Annotated in this window: 2 protein-coding genes; both read right to left on the bottom strand. The window is 67.3% G+C overall.

The genetic code is table 11. From position 1 onward, the window contains the following. The coding region (locus tag BMY03_RS25910; RefSeq protein WP_143067586.1) for a condensation domain-containing protein at positions 1–1,877 on the bottom strand (1,877 nt) is incomplete at its 3' end. A 15-nt stretch (positions 1,878–1,892) separates the two neighbouring features. Next, positions 1,893–6,473 (bottom strand): non-ribosomal peptide synthetase (locus tag BMY03_RS25905; protein WP_143067585.1); only part of this gene is annotated, 4,581 nt, incomplete at its 5' end.

Genomic DNA, 6,473 nt, shown 5'->3' with positions numbered 1-6,473 from the left:
AGATCATCTTCGAGAGACAGGCTGCGCACGTGCGCCGGCACCGGCAGCCCGGCCAGCAGATGGCCTTGAGTCAGCAGCAACTGAATGCCGCTGTCCTCCATCATGTAGCTCAGGCGATCCTGCGGGTACTCCGGATCCAGCGGCACATAGGCGCCCCCGCCCTTGAGGATCGCCAGCAGGCCGACGATCATCTCGAACCCGCGCTCCACGGCGATGCCCACCAGCACATCCGGCCCCACGCCCTGTGCGCGCAGCTTGTGTGCCAGGCGGTTGGCGCGGCGGTTGAGCTGGTCATAGCTCAGCGCCTGCCCGGCGAAGGTCACGGCGATCGCTTCAGGCGTGCGCGCCGCCTGCTGCTCGATCAGCGCATGGGTGCATTCGGTACTCGGGTAACGCTGCACATCAGCCGTCCACGCCCCCAGCTCTGCCGCATCGAGCAACGGCAACTGCGCCACACGCTGGGCGTGATCCGCACAGATGCCCTGCAACAAGTTGCGCCAATGCCGGCCGATGCGCTCGACCGTGGCCGCATCGAACAGCGAGGTGGCATAGGTGAACGCCGCAATCAGCCCACCCTCGTGCTCGGCCGTGTTGAGGATCAGGTCGAACTGGGTGGTCTGCGCTTCCCAGCTCAAGCCCTCGACCTGCAACCCGCCCAGCTCACGGACCATGCCCGGGCTCTCGGCCTGGTGGTTGAACAGCACCTGGAACAGCGGGTTGTGGCTCATGCTGCGTTCGGGCTGCAGCGCCTCGACCAGTTGCTCGAACGGCAGGTCCTGGTGCGCCTGGGCCTGCAGCGAGGTTTCACGCACCTGCTGCAGCAACGCGGCAAAGGTGGTCTGCGGCGCGAACTCGGCCTTGAGCACCTGGGTGTTGACGAAGAAGCCGATCAGCCCCTGGGTTTCGGCACGGGTACGGTTGGCCACCGGCACGCCGACACGGATGTCGGCCTGCCCGCTGTAGCGATGCAGCAGGGTCTGGAAGGAGGCCAGCAACAGCATGAACAGGGTCACCCCCTGCTGGCGCGCCAGGGCCTTGAGTCCCTGCGCCAGGGAGGCATCGATATCGATGCCCAGACGTGCGCCCTGGAAGCTCTGCACCGACGGCCGCGGGCGGTCGACAGGCAGCTCCAGCAACGGCTGCTCGCCCGCCAGTTGCTCGCGCCAGTAACCGAGCTGGCGCTCCTGCTCGCCCGCCTCCATCCAGTCGCGCTGCCACAGGGCGTAGTCGGCGTACTGGATCGGCAGCTCGACCAGGGTCACCGGCGAGCCCAGGCGCAAGCCCTCGTACAGGCGGATCAGCTCGTCCACCAGGATCGGCGTGGACCAGCCATCGGAAACGATATGGTGCACGGTCAGGATCAGCACATGCTCTTCAGGCCCCAGCACCAGCAGCCTGACCCGCAGCAACGGACCATGCTCCAGGTCGAACGGCTGCTGCACCTCGGCCTCTACCCGCGCGCGGATGGCTGCCTGCAGATCCGTCGAATCCGCAGGCACGAAGGGCTCCACCGCCAGCGCCACGGGCATTGGCGGATGGACGATCTGCACCGCCCCGTCACCTTCCTGGCGGAAGGTGGTGCGCAGGGTTTCGTGGCGCGCCACCAGGCTGTCGAAGCTGCGCTGCAACGCCTCGACATCCAGCGCGCCCTTGAGCCGCAGCGCCGCCGGGATGTTGTAGGCGGCGCTGTGCGGGTCGAGCTGCCAGAGGAACCACTGGCGCTGCTGTGCATAGGAAAGCGCTGCCCCGTCCGCCGAGTCCCTTCTGAAGATCGGGGTGACCCCGTAGAGGTTGACACCCTGGCGCTTGAGCAAGGCTGCCAATGCCTTGCGCTCCCTGGTGGACAGCGACTTTACGGAGTCGAGCAGCTCTTGCACTTTGAATGTCTCCCGCTAAGCGATCAGATTATCTATTTCCTGTGCAGTAAGACGTTTCAAGGCCTCCAAGGATTTAGTCAGCTCGTCATGGGCGTTGGCGACCTGCCCCGACTTGCGCTCCACCACCTGGCTGAAGTCGGCCAGCGTGGCCTGCTCGAACAGCTCGTTGAGACTCAGGTCGACGCCCAGTTGCTCGCGCACCCGGCCGATCACCTGGACGATCAGCAGCGAGTGCCCGCCGAGGTCGAAGAAGTTGTCCTGCAGGCCCACCCGCTCGACCTGCAGCACCTCGGCCCAGATCGCCGCCAGCTTGCGCTCCAGCTCCGTGACCGGTGCCACGTGGGTTGCCTGCAGCTGGCTGGCATCCGGCAGCGGCAGGGCCTTGCGGTCGAGCTTGCCGTTGGGGGTCTGCGGCATGCGCGCCAGGCCGACCAGATGGCTCGGCACCATGTAGTCCGGCAGGCCGGCCTTAAGGTGTGCACGCAGCTCGCCGCGCAGCGCTTCCACGCTTTGCTGCGCATCGTGCAGCACCAGGTAGGCCGCCAATTGCTTGCCGACCGGGCCATCGATATCGATCACCGCGGCCTCGCGGATCGCCGGATGCAACAGCAGGCGCTCCTCGATCTCGCCCAGCTCGATACGGAAGCCACGGATCTTCACCTGGTGGTCCAGGCGCCCGACGTACTCGACCGCCCCGTCCTCACGGTAGCGGGTCAGGTCGCCGGTGCGATACAGGCGCGCGCCCGGCTCGCTGGCGAACGGGTCCGGCACGAAACGCTCGGCGGTCAGGCTCGGGCGGTTGTGGTAGCCCCGCGCCAGGCCGTCGCCGCCGATCAGCAACTCGCCACGCGCGCCTTGCGGCAGCACGTCGAGCTCGTCGCTGACCACGTGCAGGCGGGTGTTGGCCAATGGCCGCCCCAGCCACACGTCGTCGCTGTCGGTCAGGTAATGGCAGGCCGACCAGATGGTGGTCTCGGTCGGGCCGTAGACGTTCCACACATGCCCGGCCTGGGCGATCAGGCGTTGGGCCAGCTCGGCGCTCAGCGCCTCGCCGCCGCACAGTACCTTCTTGCCGGCGAAGGCTCCGGGCGCCGCGGCGTCCAGCAGCATGCGCCAGGTCGACGGGGTGGCCTGGACGACGCTGACCGCCTGGGCCTGGATCACCGCCAGCAACGCCTGCGGGTCCTTGTTCACCTGCTCGCCCAGCAGCACCACGCAGGCACCGCGCAGCAACGGCAGGTACAGCTCGAGGCCGGCGATATCGAACGACAGCGAGGTCAGCGACAGCACCTTGTCATGAGCATCGATACCCGGCTGGCGCGCCATGCTGCAGAGGAAGTTGACCAGCGCATCGTGGCGGATGGTCACGCCCTTGGGCTTGCCGGTGGAACCGGAGGTGTAGATCACATAGGCAAGGTTTTCCGGCTGTGCCAGCGGGCGCGGATTGTCCTCGCCGTATTCGCCCGGCAGCGCCTGGTCGAGGCACAGGCTGCGCACCTGCGGCGGGATCGGCAGGCGTTGCACCAGGCTGGACTGGGTCAGCAGCAGCGCGATGCCGCTGTCTTCCATCATGTAGGCCAGGCGATCCTCGGGGAACTGCGGATCCAGCGGCACGTAGGCGCCGCCGGCCTTGAGCACCGCCAGCAGGCCGACGAGCATGTCCAGGCTGCGCTCCACCGCGATCCCCACCAGCACATCGGGGCCGACGCCCAGGCTGCGCAGGTGGTGGGCCAAGGCGTTGGCGCGCTGGTTCAGTTGCGCGTAGCTCAGCGACTCCTCGCCCAGCACCGCGGCGACGGCCTGCGGCGCGCGGGCAGCCTGTGCCTCGATCAGCTGCTGGACGGTCTGCCCGCGCGGGTAGTCGGCGGCGCTGTCGTTCCAGGCGTACAGGGTGCGCTCGCGCTCCTCGCGGCTCAGCAGCGGCAGTTCGGCGACGCGCAGCCCGGCGTCCTGGCAGATGCCCTGCAACAGGTTGCGCCAGTGCTCGGCCATGCGCGCCACGGTCGCCGGCTCGAACAGGCTGGTGGCGTAGGTCAGGGTCGCGCTCAGGCCGCCTTCGTGTTCGGCGGTGTCCAGGGTCAGGTCGAACTGTGCGGTCTGCTTGTCCGAAACCAGCCCCTGCAGGCTGAGGCCCGCAAGTACGCGGGATTCACCCAGCACCTGGGTCTGGTGGTTGAACATCACCTGGAACAGCGGGCTGTGGCTCAGGCTGCGCTCGGGCTGCAGGGCTTCGACCAGTTGCTCGAAGGGCAGCTCCTGGTGCGCCTGGGCGCCCAGGGCGGTGTGCTTGACCTGTTGCAGCAGCTCGTCGAAACGAATCTGCGGTTCGAAGCGCGCATCCAGCACCTGGGTGTTGACGAAGAAGCCGATCAGGCCTTCGGTCTCGGCCCGGGTGCGGTTGGCCACCGGCACGCCGACACGGATGTCCGACTGGCCGCTGTGGCGATGCAGCAAGGCCTGGAACGAGGCCAGCAGGAGCATGAACAGGGTCACGTCATGCTGCCCGGCGAGCGTCTTGAGCTGGGCAACCAGGCTTGGCTCGAGGTCCACCGGCAGGCGCGCGCCCTCATACTGCTGCACCACAGGGCGCGGGCGATCGGTGGCCAGCTCGAGGATCGGCTGTGTGCTGCCCAGGCGCGCCTGCCAGTAGTCGAGCTGACGCTGTTGCTCACCGGCTTCCATCCACTGGCGCTGCCAGGCCGCGTAGTCGGCGTACTGGAAGGCCAGCGCCGGCAGTTGCGGGGCCTGACCGTGCAGATGGCTTTCATAGCCGCGCACCAGTTCGTCGACCAGGATCGGCATCGACCAGCCGTCGGCAACGATATGGTGCAGGACCAGTACCAGCACATGCTCGTCGGCGGCCAGGCGCAGCAGGCCGGCGCGCAGCAGCGGGCCGTGTTCCAGGTCGAACGGCTGGCGTACCTGCTTCTCGACCCAGGCCTGCACGCCGGCTTGGTCCAGGGCCGCCGTGGTGATGTCCAGCGGCGTTTCCAGCCGCGCATGTACCACCTGCTCGGCACTGTCGCCCTGCTGGCGGAAGGTAGTACGCAGGGTTTCGTGACGGGCGATCAGCGCGGCGAAGCTGCTGCGCAGCGCCTCGATATCCAGCTCGCCTTGCAGGCGCAGGGCCGAAGGGATGTTGTAGGCAGCGCTGGCCGGTTCCAGCTGCCAGAGGAACCACTGGCGTTGCTGGGCGTAGGACAAGGCCAACGGCTGGTTGCGATCCACGACGCTGAACGCCGGTGCCTGGCTGGCCGCACCTTGGCCGGTGGTCTGGGCGAAGGCTTGCAGGTCGGCGGATTCGAACAGGCTGCGCAGCGGGACTTCCACATTCAGGCGCTGGCGGATCCGCGAGGTCACCTGGGTGGCCAGCAACGAGTGGCCGCCGAGTTCGAAGAAGTTGTCGTGCAGGCCCACTTGCTCGACCTTGAGCACCTCCGCCCAGATCGCCGCCAGTTGCTGCTCCAGCGCCGTGCGCGGGGCCACGTAGCCCTGTTGCAGCTGGCTGGCGTCCGGCTTCGGCAACGCCTTGCGGTCCAGCTTGCCGTTGGCGGTCAGTGGCCACTGGTCCAAGACCAGGAAGTGCGTCGGCACCATGTAGTCCGGCAGGTTGGCTTTGAGGTGCTGTTTCAGCGTGTCGCGCAGGGTTGCGTGATCGGCAGCTGGATCTTGAGCGATCAGGTAGGCCGCCAGTTGCTTGCCCCCTGCCCCGTCGATATCCAGCACCAGCACTTCGCGCACCGCCGCATGCTCTTGCAGGCGCGCTTCGATCTCGCCCAGTTCGATACGGAAGCCGCGGATCTTCACCTGGTGGTCGATCCGCCCCACGTACTCGATCACGCCCTGCTCGCGGTAACGCGCCAGGTCGCCGGTGCGGTACAGGCGTCCGCCCTCGCTGGAGAACGGGTCCGGCACGAAGCGTTCGGCGGTCAGCGAGGCGCGGTTGTGATAACCCCGTGCCAAGCCGGCGTGGCCGACATGCAGCTCGCCCGTGCAGCCCTTGGCCACCGGATTGAAGTCAGCGTCCAGCACATACATCGACAGGTCCGGAATTGCCGCGCCGATCGGGCTGCCCGCCTGTTGCGTGTCGGCAAAGCGGATCGGCCGGTAGGTCACGTGCACCGTGGTCTCGGTGATGCCGTACATGTTGATCAGGTTGTCGCACTCTTCGCCGAAGCGCTCGAACCATGGCTGCAAAGCGGCCAGATCCAGGGCTTCGCCGCCGAAGATCACGTAGCGCAGCGCCAGATCGGCAGTGCTGTCACAGGCCACGCGCATCAGCGGCTTGAACGCCGACGGGGTCTGGTTCAGCACGGTCACGCCCTGCTCCACCAGCAACTGGTGGAAGTCCTCCGGCGAGCGGGTCACCTCACGCGGCACGATCACCAGACGACCGCCATGCAGCAGCGCACCGAAGATCTCCCACACCGAGAAGTCGAAGGCGTACGAGTGGAACAGCGTCCACACATCCTGCGCATCAAAGCCAAACCAGGCGTCCGTCGCCTTGAACAGGCGCAGCAGGTTGTGGTGCGGCAGCAGCGTGCCTTTTGGCTTGCCGGTCGAGCCCGAGGTGTAGATCACATAGGCCAGGTTGTC

Source organism: Pseudomonas soli (assembly GCF_900110655.1).
In the GTDB taxonomy this organism is placed as follows: Bacteria; Pseudomonadota; Gammaproteobacteria; order Pseudomonadales; family Pseudomonadaceae; genus Aquipseudomonas; species Aquipseudomonas soli.
The sequence above is the reverse complement of the archived record's forward strand: the minus strand, read 5'-3'. Positions and strand labels throughout refer to the sequence as shown.